The 13,343-nt window shown below is 34.9% G+C and carries 14 protein-coding genes; 10 read left to right on the forward strand and 4 right to left on the reverse strand.

Features of this window, described 5'->3' with window-relative positions; all coding sequences use genetic code 11:
- Positions 1-5 precede the first annotated feature (5 nt).
- Positions 6-1,016: an asparaginase gene (locus ACOEN1_RS04940; RefSeq protein WP_422485374.1), complete on the reverse strand. Its 1,011-nt coding sequence runs from the start codon at positions 1,014-1,016 to the stop codon at positions 6-8.
- A gap of 76 nt (positions 1,017-1,092) precedes the next feature.
- Positions 1,093-1,401, reverse strand: a complete 309-nt coding sequence (locus ACOEN1_RS04945) for a hypothetical protein (RefSeq protein ID WP_422485375.1) — start codon at positions 1,399-1,401, stop codon at positions 1,093-1,095.
- Between the two features lie 37 nt (positions 1,402-1,438).
- Here ACOEN1_RS04945 and ACOEN1_RS04950 point away from each other — a divergent pair, with 37 nt between their 5' ends.
- Positions 1,439-1,672, forward strand: a complete 234-nt coding sequence (locus ACOEN1_RS04950; protein WP_422485376.1) for a hypothetical protein — start codon at positions 1,439-1,441, stop codon at positions 1,670-1,672.
- A gap of 624 nt (positions 1,673-2,296) precedes the next feature.
- Here ACOEN1_RS04950 and ACOEN1_RS04955 read toward each other — a convergent pair.
- On the reverse strand, positions 2,297-3,643 hold the full coding sequence (locus ACOEN1_RS04955) for an SLC13 family permease (protein ID WP_422485378.1): 1,347 nt from the start codon (positions 3,641-3,643) through the stop codon (positions 2,297-2,299).
- 765 nt (positions 3,644-4,408) lie between these two features.
- The gene (locus tag ACOEN1_RS04960; RefSeq protein WP_422485379.1) at positions 4,409-5,179 is read right to left on the reverse strand and encodes an IclR family transcriptional regulator; all 771 of its coding nucleotides are present in this window, start codon (positions 5,177-5,179) and stop codon (positions 4,409-4,411) included.
- 354 nt (positions 5,180-5,533) lie between these two features.
- On the opposite strand from ACOEN1_RS04960, the gene ACOEN1_RS04965 reads away from it, so the two are divergent.
- From ACOEN1_RS04965 to ACOEN1_RS05005, 9 genes are all read left to right on the forward strand, one after another.
- Positions 5,534-6,085: a 2-oxoacid:acceptor oxidoreductase family protein gene (locus ACOEN1_RS04965; protein WP_422485380.1), complete on the forward strand. Its 552-nt coding sequence runs from the start codon at positions 5,534-5,536 to the stop codon at positions 6,083-6,085.
- The gene (locus ACOEN1_RS04970; protein ID WP_422485429.1) at positions 6,039-6,353 is read left to right on the forward strand and encodes a 4Fe-4S binding protein; all 315 of its coding nucleotides are present in this window, start codon (positions 6,039-6,041) and stop codon (positions 6,351-6,353) included. The genes ACOEN1_RS04965 and ACOEN1_RS04970 overlap by 47 nt, the downstream gene beginning before the upstream one ends.
- Positions 6,343-7,548 carry a pyruvate ferredoxin oxidoreductase gene (porA, locus tag ACOEN1_RS04975; RefSeq protein ID WP_422485381.1) on the forward strand — a complete coding sequence of 402 codons (1,206 nt, stop codon included), beginning with the start codon at positions 6,343-6,345 and terminating at the stop codon, positions 7,546-7,548. The genes ACOEN1_RS04970 and porA overlap by 11 nt, the downstream gene beginning before the upstream one ends.
- Positions 7,541-8,428 carry a thiamine pyrophosphate-dependent enzyme gene (locus ACOEN1_RS04980; RefSeq protein ID WP_422485382.1) on the forward strand — a complete coding sequence of 296 codons (888 nt, stop codon included), beginning with the start codon at positions 7,541-7,543 and terminating at the stop codon, positions 8,426-8,428. Before porA ends, ACOEN1_RS04980 begins: the two co-directional genes overlap by 8 nt.
- 38 nt (positions 8,429-8,466) lie before the next feature.
- Positions 8,467-9,396: a ketopantoate reductase family protein gene (locus tag ACOEN1_RS04985; protein ID WP_422485383.1), complete on the forward strand. Its 930-nt coding sequence runs from the start codon at positions 8,467-8,469 to the stop codon at positions 9,394-9,396.
- Positions 9,397-9,410: 14 nt separating this feature from the next.
- The gene (locus tag ACOEN1_RS04990) at positions 9,411-10,475 is read left to right on the forward strand and encodes a TRAP transporter substrate-binding protein (RefSeq protein ID WP_422485384.1); all 1,065 of its coding nucleotides are present in this window, start codon (positions 9,411-9,413) and stop codon (positions 10,473-10,475) included.
- 95 nt (positions 10,476-10,570) lie between these two features.
- Positions 10,571-11,056, forward strand: a complete 486-nt coding sequence (locus ACOEN1_RS04995; RefSeq protein ID WP_422485385.1) for a TRAP transporter small permease — start codon at positions 10,571-10,573, stop codon at positions 11,054-11,056.
- A gap of 5 nt (positions 11,057-11,061) precedes the next feature.
- The gene (locus ACOEN1_RS05000) at positions 11,062-12,345 is read left to right on the forward strand and encodes a TRAP transporter large permease (RefSeq protein WP_422485387.1); all 1,284 of its coding nucleotides are present in this window, start codon (positions 11,062-11,064) and stop codon (positions 12,343-12,345) included.
- A 100-nt stretch (positions 12,346-12,445) separates the two neighbouring features.
- Complete coding sequence (locus ACOEN1_RS05005; RefSeq protein ID WP_422485388.1) at positions 12,446-13,342, forward strand: bifunctional enoyl-CoA hydratase/phosphate acetyltransferase; 897 nt, start codon at positions 12,446-12,448, stop codon at positions 13,340-13,342.
- Position 13,343: the final 1 nt, after the last annotated feature.

Consider the following 13,343-nt stretch of genomic DNA (forward strand, 5'->3'; position numbering starts at 1 on the left):
AAAATTTAAACTTTCATATCCAACTCAAATACAGGCTTAATCTCCCCAACCTTTTCCTTAAGGGTGTTTATATTATCGATTATATGGAATGATTTGAGAGCACTCATATCTTCCTGATCCAGATATTCCATCTGCTTTAGAATATCCATCACAGCACTGGAAATCACATTGTAATTACCATTTTCAATTTTAATTGCAATTCCAACTCCCTGCTCAACCATGCCGATGCAATATACGCCATCAGCTCCAAGCTTGCCCATCAACTTTCCATTGGTGTTTTTCATCAATTCGGTACAGAATCCACCGGTACCAGCAACCATCTCAGGATATTCCATCATTGATTCAACAACAAGATCCGCTGCTGCTTTCCTTTTTTCATCAAAGACAGATGAGTGTACCAGCTTTGCGTAAGAAAGGGCCATGTTGTATAAGGGCATTTCAACAACTGGAACTCCGCAGCCGTCGATTCCAACCCCAATGTCGTCTCTGTCCATTTCACATACCTCAGCAATGGTATCAAGGGTCATCTGCTGAAGTGGGTGTTGAAGCATGTTGTAAGTATCAAGTGGAAGGTCCAGCTTCCTTGACACAGCAAGCATTCCGGAATGTTTGCCAGAGCAGGTGTTAAAGATCTTTCTAGCCTTTCTCCCATCTCTTATCAACTGTCTTGTAACTTTGTCATTCAGGGAATAACTGTGTCCGCACAGAAGATCATCTTCGCCCAAGTCGAGCTTGCGAAGAACTGAGCTCACCGCATCAATATGAAAATCCTCAGCATAATGTGAAGCACACATCACAGCAAGTTCCTTTTTTGTTATTCCATATTCCTTTTCAGCTCCAGTCTCAATTACTACCAGGGTCTGCAAAGGTTTTGCACTGGAACGCAGAAAGGTTCTCTTGTAGGGATCTCCAAAGCTTGCAATTATTTTTCCTTTGTAATCAACAACTGCAATATCCCCTCGATGTATGTTTTCAACTCTACCGCCTCTGGTTACATGCAACAATATCTCTGACAAGGCAATTCCTCCTTTATTCTTGGTATCATCTATTAATTACAGTATACATTAACATAGCTATCATTGGAAAATAAAATCAAATATCAATTCCACTTATCTGCATATACAAAAGTGCAGCGGATATTAAGGCAACAGCATAGTAGTACATCCAGTGGCGTTTGGTCTTGTAGAGATAAAAGAAAATTCCAAACACTATCAATCCGCTCACGCCATAAACAGCAACGGGCCAGTTGTACAGGAATATCCCGGTATAAACAAGAGCTACAGCTGTTGGTACAACAGAAAATGTTGCCTTGTAAATGTCTTTTAATTTCTTGTTGCTAAGTACCAGGAACGAAATAAACATAAAAATCAGCGGTGTAATTACATGAAATAGCCTTGGCATATAGAAAGGCTCACCAATACCACCGGGATTAGAAAGTATGAAGAAACAATACCTAATGGCGGCTGTAAATGCAAAAGCCAGATTAAGTAATACCAATCCTGCAATGGGAATAACAAGAATTGGAATTAGTGGATTGATTCTTTTTTCAGCAGACACTACAATCGCTTCCTTTCATAAGGAAAACATATGTAACAGCTATAAGTTCTACTATCACAGTATATTTACCCTGAAATTCATAAAATCATTATTGACTGACAAAGAATCATTGTAAATAATTGTAGGGGGCGGATTCCATGCCGCTCCTGAAGACATACAAAGAATCGTTGTCAATAGGAGATTAAGTGATCAATAAAAAGTATACATAACATAATACAATGTTTACTCTAATTAATTGTCTCTCTCGCATGTTTGAGTATACCGGTCAAGATTGTACCACTAGTTCGGAACTATAATACCGTTAATCCTGTAACTCGATACCGCATTTATTCCACGGTCCTCCTGACAACGACCCTCTTAAGGTAGGTCTAAAGGCATCATGACATCTACTTGAGAACAAAGGATGCTTGGGGCGTAAGCCTAACATGCCCTAGCTTATTATTAAGAGGCATTCGCGGCATAAATACTAGATGGTATCCTTGTCCGGAATTGTGGTAAACTATATGCCGGATTGCAAGTACTGATTAACAAGAATATCCAATTTTAAGGTTTTATGAAAAGGATATAGTGTATTAATGACAATGTTTAGTATTATAATTCTTTGTTTTAATTTTAATTGAAAAATAAAATAAAAGATGCTTAACCGATTATATATCGAAGTTAAGCATCAGATTTTGAGTGATTTGCTGAATTACATAAATACCGGTTCACATACTTGGACCTCAAGCAACGTTCGACTCTAGAATAAGTTAATAAAATTCCACCAAGGTAAGTAAAGAGTGAATATTGAAATAAAAATTATTCCTGTCATTATTATTCCTGTTCTAAATACTGTTTCTTGACTGAAGAAGCCTAAACCTTCACCAATGACGAAATGGACGCTATGGAATGGTAAAATAAAATGCAAAGCCAATGTCACGAATACAAGAAATGCTACTAATTCAGGCGCCATTATCCCAGTTGTTAATAATGCTATTCCTGGCAGTATAATAGACATTGATGTTACAATGCTACCAAGTATCATGTGAATTAACATAGATGTAACAACTACCGATAAAATCATTAATAGAGAAAATTCTTTAGGAAAAACAGGTGTTAAACTACCAAAAAGTATATTAGCTGTACCACTTGTTAACATAACAGGTCCAATAGAAAACGTAGCTGTTAAGAATATTAATAATGGCCATTGAATTGTTTTCAAGTCTTTAAACACCAGAATTTTAACAAGGAACATTAGTAGAACACCAAATAAGATGACATTAGTTCCAGAAATTGGGTGAAGTCCATCTAAAGCCCAAAATACTAGTGGTAGTATTATTAGAATAAGGTTTACTTTGTCAGTAGAATCAAGTCTTATTATAGGTTTATTTGAAATTTCAACTCTATAGTTCTCTAAATGACTCTTAAAGAACCTAGTATATACAACCATTGTAAAAATTAACATTAAAACACCAGGTGGAAGCAAAAATTTCGTCCACTGATACTCATTTATCAAAATCCCGGACATATTGATTAGGGCAGGATGCATAATGATATCACCCTTTAAGAAAAAAGTATTTGTAATTATTGAAATCAAAAAAACAGAGAAGAGGAGTAATTCTTTTGATTTCATACTTATATCTAGTCGATCTAGGTACTCTCTAAATATTGTTGCGACTAGTATTAATCTTGCGAATGGTTGAGGTACAATAAAAATCATACCTAGAGCAACTATCCATATAGTCATCAGTAATTTCGGAAGAGTAGTTGCATAATAACCTATATACGGTTTAAGCAGTTTGTCGATCAACTTGCTTTTTACAATTCCTTCAGAAAAAAGGAATGAAAAAATAATCAGTAGAAAGTTTTCCGACAAAGGGAAAGTCAATACTCTAGTAACTGGGGTTTCTCCGAATACTATAAAAACAAGCAACATAAACAATGAAGCGTATGATCTATTAACAGATTTGTTTACCCACAATGTTAAAGTGAGTATCAGTGTAGCTAGTATAATCGATTGATTAAGTGTTAACGCCAGGGGCCTTGCTAATAAAATTACAAGTGGAATTGGAATACTAAGAATCCTATTTCTTGCTTTTCTTGTCATATTATCACCATCTCTTTACTAATAGTTATTGTGCTTTTTTACTTTGCGAGTATTTTTTTATTGAGCTAGTAGTCGGATGACTTTAAGCCAAAATTTAACTGATTAAAAGCTGGAAATACTGTACTCTGGAATTAAGAATAAATGGAAATTGAATTATACTTTAGTTTTATCATTTGAAATCCTTAAGTGACTCAGTTTAGCTCGACATAAGGATCAAATATATAGGTATACACATTTAAAAAATGTGTATTTTTCAAAACTCTTAACTATTGTGAAGTGAGTCTAAATAATAAAGCTATACTAAATGTTAGAATTGATTATCAACTCTTCTACTTGTAAAATGCATAGATTTGAGTGATGCTTGGAAAAGTTAACTTAATAATGGATTGATTGATAGTATTGTAGAAAAGGGAGGCTCAACGTAAGAATCCAAGATAACTTCCTTAGACTAAACTTGAATAAGCTTAATATCGAATTCATATAAATTATATTACACGGCTAGAATTTATTTTGTATCCGACTTTAAGATTTATTTAATAAGTAGATTTATGAATCATAGGATTTTGGTTAACATGTTTATTAAATCATACTACAAAAGAAGCTGTCAAGAGATTTTATTTTCTTGACAGCTTCTTTTGTAGTTATTTCAATTGTATTTGAATAATTCACAAAATACAGTTCCTTTAATAAACTTGTTGCTTAAACAATTAATTTTACACTTAATTGAAAAATATTTTGGACTGAACTTCATTGTATAAATCAAACTCATTCCCTATAACCCATTATTAAAGAGGCTTCATCTCCTGTTGACTTGAGGTCATTTATTAGATACTCCCAGTTCCTTTTTATTCTTAAGGTAGGACCTGAAATACTTATTGCTGCAACAGTATTTCCTGTAAAGTCTCTGACGGGAACAGCTATACACGTTAATCCTTCCTCACTTTCTTCTTCATCAACTGAGTAATTTTGATCTCTTACTTTACTAAGCATCTCAATAATCTTTTCATACTCAGTTATAGTGTTACTAGTGTATTTTACAAAATTATAATTCTTTAGTTTCTCTAGCAACTGATGGTCCATCCGATTAGCGGCAAGTATTTTTCCCATAGCTGATATATAAAAGGGAAGTTTATATCCAACTTTCGAAGTCATTTGAATAGTCGCAGTGCTTGGTTCTTTGGCCATGAATATTACATTTAAATCTTCATCTAAAATACCAAGATGTGTAGTTTCATTGTGCACATCACGTAGACTTTGCAGAAAAGGTTTTATCACGTTAAATACATTAAGATTTTCAGTAACGATGGATCCATAGTAAGCAAGCTTAATACCTAATCGATACTTCGAAGTTGATGTTTTATATACAAATTCCTTCTTCTCCAGAGTATACATCATCCTAAAAACGCTAGACTTACTTAATCCAGTGCTGTTACTAATTTCAGTGATTCCCATTTCATTGTTAGTGCTTAACAAATCTAGAATACTTAAAGTATTATAAACGGAACTCAATAGATATTTGTCTTCATTCATATTCATAAATGCGTTCTCCTTCTCTTATTTTCATTCAATATATTAAGCTAATTGGCAAAACTGAATATAATTAATACATCAATAGTATTGCATAGATGAACACAAGTAGTCAAGCGCTGACTGTTAAAGTAGACTCCAACCATTTAAATATTTATATCTTTGCATACTCTTAGATTTTGGTAATGAAAATGAAAACATTTAATCACTTCAAAATTCACATAAAGAAACGCGGTGCACTATAGTGAAAAAAATATTGACATTGATTTATTGTTTTACTATACTAAACATAGGAAACGTTTTCTGAATATATTGAATTAATTTTGGATTGATTAGTTCAAAATGATGAAAGGATGGTTAACAATGAAGCGTATAAAGTTTTATGGTCTAGGGGGTCAAGGTGTTGTAACAGCAGGGAAAATACTGTCTGAAGCTGTATCATTGTACGAAGATCGTTATGCTATAACTGTACCAGCTTACGGACACGAAAGAAGAGGAGCACCAGTTAATACTAGTATCATAATAGATGATGTTAAAGTACTTATTAATTCATTTGTCTATGAACCTGATATAGTATTAGTTATGGACAGCGCTATTATCAACAAAGGTGTAGATATATCAAGTGGGATACACGAGGGTAGCGTTTTAGTTTTGAATACTGATAAAGAAAAAGTGCTTGAAAGATATAAATCTTTCAATTTCAAGAAGATTTATTATGTTGATGCAACACAAGTAGCATTAACTCACATAGGGGTGGGAATCCCAAATGGATCAATGTTGGGTGCATTAGCTGCTACAGGCTTAGTTGGGATTGAGTCAATTGAAAAAGCTATCGTTAAGACTTTTGGAGAAAAGGCAGGTGATAAGAATGCAAAAGCAGCAAGAGAAGCTTACGAAAGAATCAAAGAGAGTTAGTGTTCTAGGCCCTGTTGCTACAGTTTTTGGAAGTGCAACGACTGGTAACTGGAGACTTGAAAGACCTTCTGTGGATTTTGAAAAATGCATAAAATGCAGAACTTGCGAAAGACACTGTCCTACTAATGTAATTGATGTCAAAAATGATGAGGAAGAATGTGTTGTATTTAATTTTGATTATTGTAAAGGCTGTGGAATATGCGTAAACGTATGTCCTGCTAAATGTATGACAATGATTCCTGAAAGAGGTGATTTTGATGAACTATAAAATGCTAGATGGAAACGAGGCTGCCGTCGAGGCTATGAAACTAGCGAAAGTACAAGTGATTTCAGCATATCCAATCACTCCTCAGAGTTCTATATCTGAGAAATTATCAGAGTTAGTAGCTTCAGGCAAATTAAAAGCTGAGTACATAAGAGTAGAATCAGAACATTCGGCATTATCATTGGCTACAACAGCTCAGTTAACTGGAGTTAGGGCAGCAACAGCTACGGCATCTAATGGATTAGCATTAATGCACGAAGTATTAAGCATGACATCTGGTAATCGTGTACCAATAGTTATGCCTGTCGTTAATAGAGGTGTTGCTGCACCGTGGACTTTATGGTGTGAGCATGGAGATACTATGGCTCAGAGGGACATGGGTTGGTTACAATTTTATTGCCAAGATGTTCAAGAAGTTTTAGACTTAACTTTAGCTGCATATAGAGTTGCAGAAGATAAGAGAATATTGACTCCAGCTATGGTATGCCTAGATGGATTCTTTTTATCTCATTCAGTACAAAAAGTGGATGTGCCTGATTCAACTGTAGTTGACACATTTATCGAACCGTATGAAGCGAAGAATACATACTTGGATACAAGTGATCCCATGTTCATTTGTGATTTGACTGGTCCGGAAGAGTTCACTGAAATGAGATATCAACAAAAACATTCCATGGATATTTCAATCGGTGTAATCGAAGAAATTCAGAAGGAGTTTGAAGAAAAATTCGGCAGAAAATTACATGTTGTAGAAGGATATAAGACCGAAGATGCAGATGTTGTATTAATAGCTCTTGGTTCAATGTGTGGAACTGCCAAATATGTAGTTGATAAAATGAGACGGGAAGGCAAAAAAGTTGGACTTGCAAAGATGACAGTATTCAGACCATTCCCAGTTGAAAGGCTTAAGCAAGTTTTAGCGGGCAAGAAAACAATAGGTGTATTTGATAGGAGCGCTGGTTTAGGAGGTCAGGGTGGTCCTGTATGGAGCGAAGTCACTGCAATGATGCATGATGAAAATTGTGATATTAGACATTATGCCGGAGGCTTGGGTGGTCGAGATGTTACGGTTGATAATATTGAAAAAATATTCAACGAACTTTTAGAGCTAAATAAAGGAACTAGGAAAGAACATACAGAATGGATTGATCTGAAGGAAGATCCAATGAATATAAGGCAGGTGATTAAGAATGTTTGATTTACAACATGAAGCAAAAGGATTGGTTTCGCATGGTAATAGTGCATGTGCAGGTTGTGGTCTAGAATTAATCATGAGAAAAACCATGGAAGTTTTAGGTGAAGACACAATCATTATTATTCCACCAGGTTGTTCCGCACTTTTTTCAGGATTCGGGAATGAGTCTGGACTAAAGATTCCAGGATTTCAAGGCAATCTAGAAAATACAGCAGCATGTGCTGCGGGTGTAAGAGCGGCACTAAATGCAAAAGGAAATACTGAGACAACAGTATTGGGTTTTGCAGGTGATGGTGCTACTGTAGACATAGGTCTTCAAGCATTGTCAGGAGTCTGGGAGAGAAGAGACAAGGTAATGTATATTTGCTATGACAATGAGGCATATATGAACACAGGAATTCAGGGGAGCAGTTCTACTCCATACTATGCAAGTACTACAACTACTCCTAGTGGAAAACCAACTGGCAAGAAAAACCTTATGGAAATTGCAATGGCTCACGACATTCCATACGCTGCCACAGCATCCCTATCTAACTTAAATGACTTTAAAAAGAAATTAAAGAAGGCCAAAGATACAGATGGACCATCATTAATTCATATTCAGACCCCTTGTCCTACAGGGTGGAGATATGAACCTTCCAAATCTATTCAATTGGCGAAATCTGCTGTAGAAACAGGTGCGTGGATATTATACGAATATGAAGAAGGCAAAATAACAATAAACTCCAAGTTGAAAGACCTTAAACCAATCGAAGAGTATATAGGTATTCAGGGGAGATTTAAGAAGCTATCTGATGATCAAAAGTCTGAACTCCAGGAATATGTTTCAGATTATTATCATAAATATGTTTCGAAATTAGAAAGAATGAGTGTCGAGGATTAACCAATTAAATTTACTACCTTCAGAAAGGAGGAAACCACTTGAAAATACTTGTACTAGGTGCAGGCGCAATGGGAAGCTTATATGGTGGTTTGCTTAAAGAGAGAGGCAACGATGTAACTCTGGTTGATGTATTCAAGGATCATATTGATGAAATCAATAAAAATGGCTTGGAAGTAGAATTATTAGGAGTAAAAAAGAACATTAAAGTTGAAGCTTGCACTTCTGATAAAGTAGATTTCAGACCAGATTTAGTAATTCTTTTTACAAAAACCATTCACTCTCGATCAGCACTAGATTCTATACATAGAATTATAGATGATAATACGTTAGTTCTGTCATTGCAAAATGGATTAGGTAATGATGAAATTATCCGTGAGTACGTAAGAGCTGAAAATATAATTATCGGTACAACAAACTTTCCAAGTGATTTTATTAGCCCTGGAAAGATCAGGTCAAATGGAACAGGACAAACTAAAATAATGACAAGTATTGGTTATGAGACGTCTGAATTAAAAGAAGTTCAAAGTGCACTCGATAACGCTGGTTTTAATTGTATTATTACAAAGGATGTGTTTGTTTCAATTTGGGAAAAAGTTGCATTTAATTCAGCATGTAACGCTCTAACTGCAATAACAAAACTTAAGTTAGGAGATGTTGGAAAGACTGAGGAAGGTAAAATACTTGCTCATAGAATTGTTCAGGAAGTAAGTTCAGTAGCTAATAAAAAAGGTATTAAAGCAAGTGCGGACAATGTTATAGAATTAGTGGAAGCTGATTTTATAGAGCATTATGAGCATATTCCATCAATGGCACAAGATGTATTGACAAAAAGATTGACAGAGATACAATTTATTAATGGTGCTGTTGTAAAAGAAGCTGAGGAGTTAGGGATGTATATACCAGTTACAGAAACATTGTATCAACTGATTTCCATAGTTCAGAGCAACTATGAAAATATACTAAAATAAATGGGGGGAAAGAAATGAAAACGAAAGTATTAGCACTATCATTAGTTTTAGTTCTTATGGCTTCAACATTAATTGGGTGTTCAAGCGGGAGTAATGAAGCTCCAGCAAGTGAAGCGCCAGAACAATCAGTAGTATCTGAAGAAACTTCTAGTGTAGAACCTGGAGATGCCATAGTAGTTAAGTTGGCATATATGTCACCAGAGTTAGAAAACGATCCTTATCATCAATTCGCTGTAAGATTTAAGGAAGCCATTGAAGAAAAAACTGATGGGAAATATGTATTCGAGACTTACGGTGGAGGGGTACTAGGTAAAGACAGAGAATTATCAGAAGGACTTCAGTATGGAACCGTTGATATGGCTGTTATTACATCCTCACCGATGGGTAATTTTGTACCAGCATTTCAGGCTTTAGATCTGCCATTTTTATTTAGTGGGTGGGATCATGTACATAAGTTCCTTGAATCAGATTTAGCCGAAGAGCTTTATGCTGAAAGTGAAGAAGCAGGAATAATAAGTCTTGGATTAATAGGTCGTGGTGCAAGAAGTGTAACAAATGCAGGAGATCCCATACAATCGGTTGAAGATCTGAAAGGGATGAAAATTAGGGTTATTGAGAGTTCCATATTTGTAGACACTTTCTCTGCACTAGGAGCTTCACCTCAAGCAATGTCTTGGGGAGAAGTATTTACCGCACTACAGCAAGGTACTATTGACGGACATGAGAACTCAATGGCTACTATAAACAATGAGAGAGTATATGAAGTACAGGATAATGTAACTAAGACTGAGCATATCTTTGCATTTACAACAGCACATGCATCATCAAACTTCTGGGACTCTTTGCCAACAGAAGATCAGGAGTTATTCAAAGAAGTTGCTGAAGAAATAACTATTCAAATAACAAAGGAGCAAGAGCAAGAAGAACAGAACTTCATTAAACTTCTTGAAGAGCAAGGAATGAATTTTTATGATATCAATAGAGATGAACTGAAAGACTTAGTAAATCCAGTATATGAGAAATTTGCAGGTCAGAACTCAGATTATTTCTACAAAGCAATTGAGGCTCTAAACAACTAAATAATAATTATGAGTAAATTAATAAGTTGTTAAAGGATATTACTAAGATGAGTTTCTAGCTCATCTTAGTAATATTTAATAGGAGGAATAATAGAATGAATTTAATTATTATCATCAGTAATGTTATTGATAAATACATAAGGCAAATAATAGCAATTGTATTAATTGTAATGACTGTAGTATTATCCAGTCAAGTTATTGCAAGATACTTAATGGGGACTGGGCTAACTTGGAGTGAAGAAATCGTAAGATATATGTGTATTTGGATGGTGTTTTTGGGCGCAACTTCCGCACAGAAAGAGGGCAGTCAAATATCAGTTACCGCATTGGAAGAATTGTTACCTCCATTGCCTCAAAACATACTTATGTGGATTCAAAAAATATTCGTAATTGTTTATAGTGGTATAGTTATGTGGATAGGTTTTAATACATTAAAAGTTGCATCAACACAGGCATCTCCCAACATGAGAATACCTATGAATTATGTATACATAGTGATTCCCATATCAATGATTATTATGCTGATTCACTTGGCTTCAATACTATTGGTAGACATAAGTGCCAAGAGATTAGGGAGGTAGACAAAATGACAATGGGAATTTTTTTCGGTTTGGCTGTAATTTTACTAGTGCTAGGTGTTCCAATTGCTATGACAGTTGGTCTGGCTTCCATAATATTCATAATAGGTGAAGGTATACAGTTGTCGATTGTTATACAAAGATTATTCTCTGGAATTGATGTTACAGCTCTATTAGCAATTCCATTCTTCGTACTTGCAGGTGAGTTGATGGGAAAAGGAGGAATTGCCAATAGACTAGTTAGATTAGCATCTCGTGGAGTAGGAGATAAAACTGGTGGCCTTGCAATGGTAGCAATTATCACTTGTATGTTTTTTGCCGCAATTTCAGGTAGTGGTGTAGCCACGGCAGCAGCTATTGGTGGAATAATGATACCTGGAATGGTTATAGCAAAGTACGACAAGAGTTTTGCAGCAGCTGTAATTTCAACAGCAGCGCCTATAGGAGTTATTATTCCACCAAGTATTTCATTTGTACAGTATGGAGTATTGACTGGGTCTTCAATCGCGGACCTTTATAAAGCTGGAATACCAGCAGGTTTTATTATTGGTGCTTCATTAATGATCACTGCATATATAATAAGTAAAAAAAGAGGTTATAAAATAGAAAAAGATGAAAATCAAAACGAACCAAGAAAATCAGACACGTACTCAAAGAGGGATTTAATTGAAGTTTTATGGGCTCTCGGAACTCCAATAATTATTGTTGGAGGGGTGTTCGGAGGTATATTTACACCTACTGAGTCAGCTGTTGTAGCAGTTGTTTATGCCCTACTTGTAGGAATATTTATTTTTAAAGAATTGAAAGTTAATGAAATAATGATTGTTTTTAAGAATTCTGCAATTACAAGTTCTAGAATTATGTTTATCATAGCTAATGCGACTTTGTTTTCGTGGGTCATGACATACCAGAGAATACCTCAAATGATTATGGAAAACATGCTTTCAATGACAGATAATACTTTTCTACTTTTACTAATAATAAACATTGTGCTACTTATAGCAGGCACCTTTATGGAAACAGGATCAATAATACTTATAGCAACACCGTTATTGTTGCCAATAATCAACTTTATCGGAATGGATTTGACTCACTTTGGAATATTATTGACTGTAAATACAGCTATTGGACTGACAACTCCACCTTTTGGTGTATGTTTGTTTACGACGGCAAATGTGGCGGGATTAAGTGTACAAGCTATTTCAAAAGAAGTTGTTTACTTTATAATGGCTATGATTGTTGGACTTATGATAATAACATATTTTCCACAGACTGTTATGTTCATGGTTTAACAGGAAAGACTTATGTACTCGCAAACTTATTTATATCAGTCGTTTGAAGGAGAAGTATCTTTACTAGTACAACTATACAATAAAAATAAAGGAGAAATTTATGTTTGTAAAAAGCTTTGATCATCTAATTGAATTAGCTAAAAAAATGGAATCAAAAACAATTGTGGTTGTTAAACCTGAAGATGAGGATTTGCTTGAGGTTATATCTAAAGCAGAGATAGAAGGACTGGCAAATTTTATTTTAGTAGGAGATAAGGAAAAGTTAATTAGTTTAATTAATGAGAATAATATTCAAATAGACAGTGAGATTGTAAATGAAAAAGATGAAAAGACAGCAGCAGATAAAGCAGTGGACTTGATAGTTGATGGTAAAGCAGATGCTTTGATGAAAGGCATGCTCCATTCATCCATATTCCTGAAAGCAATTTTGAATAAGGAAAAAGGCTTAAATATTGGCAAACAGATAACTCAGATTTCAGTTTTAGAGAAAGAAAACAATAAGGGTTTTCTTTTTATAACTGATTGTGCAATAACAGTAAACCCAGATTTAATGGGAAAGAAAGAAATAATTGAGAATGCTGTTAATCTAGCAAATAAGCTTGGTAATTACGAACCAAAAGTAGCAGTGTTAGCTTCTGTTGAGGTAGTAAACCCTAGTATGCAAGAAACAATTGATGCTGCAGTATTAAGTAAAATGGCTGATAGAGGTCAGATAAAAGGTTGCTTGGTTGATGGACCTCTTGCATTTGATAATGCAATCTCCGAAGAAGCTGCTAAAGCTAAAGGTGTTGGAGGAGATGTTGCAGGTAAAGCAGATATAATTGTTGTACCTAGTTTGACTGTAGGTAATACATTGACAAAATCAATTACTTACATCGCGAAGAAAACAGTAGTAGCAGCCACTACTGGTGCAGCTATTCCAATAATTTTCACTTCAAGAACTGAGTCAACTGAAGGTAAATTACTGTCAATAGCTTTAGCCGCTTATACCGCATAAA

Origin of the sequence: Gudongella sp. DL1XJH-153 (assembly GCF_049310905.1) — a bacterium.
In the GTDB taxonomy this organism is placed as follows: domain Bacteria; phylum Bacillota; class Clostridia; order Tissierellales; family Tissierellaceae; genus Gudongella.

Bases quoted from the DNA above. Each gene is read 5' to 3' on its own strand.
- ACOEN1_RS04970 (WP_422485429.1), top strand. From the start codon at position 6,039: ATGCAAAAGCAGCAAGAGAAGCTTACGAAAGAATCAAAGAGAGTTAGT.
- ACOEN1_RS04960 (WP_422485379.1), bottom strand. From the start codon at position 5,179: ATGAATATGAATGAAGACAAATATCTATTGAGTTCCGTTTATAATACT.
- ACOEN1_RS04945 (WP_422485375.1), bottom strand. From the start codon at position 1,401: ATGCCAAGGCTATTTCATGTAATTACACCGCTGATTTTTATGTTTATT.
- ACOEN1_RS04965 (WP_422485380.1), top strand. From the start codon at position 5,534: ATGAAGCGTATAAAGTTTTATGGTCTAGGGGGTCAAGGTGTTGTAACA.
- ACOEN1_RS04955 (WP_422485378.1), bottom strand. From the start codon at position 3,643: ATGACAAGAAAAGCAAGAAATAGGATTCTTAGTATTCCAATTCCACTT.
- porA (WP_422485381.1), top strand. From the start codon at position 6,343: ATGAACTATAAAATGCTAGATGGAAACGAGGCTGCCGTCGAGGCTATG.
- ACOEN1_RS05000 (WP_422485387.1), top strand. From the start codon at position 11,062: ATGACAATGGGAATTTTTTTCGGTTTGGCTGTAATTTTACTAGTGCTA.
- ACOEN1_RS04990 (WP_422485384.1), top strand. From the start codon at position 9,411: ATGAAAACGAAAGTATTAGCACTATCATTAGTTTTAGTTCTTATGGCT.
- ACOEN1_RS04995 (WP_422485385.1), top strand. From the start codon at position 10,571: ATGAATTTAATTATTATCATCAGTAATGTTATTGATAAATACATAAGG.
- ACOEN1_RS04950 (WP_422485376.1), top strand. From the start codon at position 1,439: ATGAAGAAACAATACCTAATGGCGGCTGTAAATGCAAAAGCCAGATTA.
- ACOEN1_RS04980 (WP_422485382.1), top strand. From the start codon at position 7,541: ATGTTTGATTTACAACATGAAGCAAAAGGATTGGTTTCGCATGGTAAT.
- ACOEN1_RS05005 (WP_422485388.1), top strand. From the start codon at position 12,446: ATGTTTGTAAAAAGCTTTGATCATCTAATTGAATTAGCTAAAAAAATG.